Raw genomic sequence first — 1,307 nt, forward strand, 5'->3', positions numbered from 1 at the left:
TCACGCCCGATGCGCTCACGCCCCACGCCGCCGCGTGCGCCACATCGCCCGTAAGGCGCGGCAGCAGCGTGATGGCGGCGATGCCCACGACATTGAAGCTGACATAGGCCGCCGCCGCCACGCCAAAGCGGTGCATGCCGTTGAGCACGCCCGAAACCAGCGCCGCCCCGCAGATCAGGAACAGGTAGGGGAATGTGATGCGGCTGAGGGATATGGCCAGCGAATCGCGCAGCCCCCCATGCGTGAATCCGGGTGCGATCAGGCGCAGCACGCCGGGCATGAAGACTTCCCCCAGCACCGTCAGCAGCAGCAGCCATGACAGCAGCACGCTCATCGTCTCGCACGCGAAGCGCTGGGCGGTGGCCTTGCCCTCACGCTCCAGCAATGCCGAGAACAGCGGGACGAAGGCGGCGTTCAGCGCGCCTTCGCCAAACAGGCGGCGGAACATGTTGGGCAGGCGGCAGGCGATCTGGTACGCATCCTGCGCCGCGCCCGCGCCCAGGAACGCGGCGAGAAGCTGGTCGCGCACCAGCCCCAGCACGCGGCTGATCATCGTCCAGCCGCTTACGGTCAGGAAACCCTTCAGCATTGCATCATCGGCGGGGCCGCGCGCGGCGCGTGGGCGGCATCAGTGATCCATGACCGCGCGTTCCACCGCCACCTGCACCCGACGCGATTCGGGCGAGGTGATGGAGGTGAACCATGTCGCCAGCCGTCCATCACGCCCGATCAGGTATTTGTAGAAATTCCACCGTGGCAGCGACAGGAATCCCCCCTCGCGCGCCAGCCAGTGGAACAGGGGAATGGCCTGCGGCCCGCGCACATGGCTCTTGGCGGTGAGCGGAAAGGTGACGCTGTAATTGCGCTGGCAGAAGGTCATGATCTCATCGGGTGTGCCGGGTTCCTGCCTGCCAAAATCGTTGGACGGCACGCCAATCACCTGCAGGTCGTGGCCGCGCCATGTCGTCCACAGGCTCTGCAACCCTTCGTACTGCGGCGTGAACCCGCATTTGGAGGCGGTGTTGACAATAAGGATCGGCTTGCCCCGCAGGCGGGAAAATCGATTTCCGACCCGTCAAGCAGGCAGGATGAAGTCGTAGATTGTCGTCATTGGAAAGCTCGGTTCTGTATGCGCGCCGGAAGGACCCGATTGCAGGGTGAAGCGGTGGGGGTCAAGTCACCCGTTTGCACGGGCGGCGGGCTATGTCGGGCCGGGGTCATGCGAATTCATGGCCCACGGGGCGCGCCAGCAGCCGCCTGCCAGCCTCGGCCATGTCGATCGCGCCCGCCAGCAGGCTGGTCACGGT

1 protein-coding gene and 1 pseudogene are annotated in these 1,307 nt (G+C 66.0%); both read right to left on the bottom strand.

Annotated features, from left to right (window positions below; translation table 11 throughout):
* The coding region (locus JCM25156_RS16855; RefSeq protein ID WP_025814059.1) for a lipid II flippase MurJ at positions 1–589 on the bottom strand (589 nt) is incomplete at its 3' end.
* Between the two features lie 39 nt (positions 590–628).
* Positions 629–1,111 (bottom strand): annotated as a pseudogene (locus tag JCM25156_RS25645) (glutathione peroxidase).
* Positions 1,112–1,307: the final 196 nt, after the last annotated feature.

Source organism: Komagataeibacter kakiaceti JCM 25156, assembly GCF_000613305.1.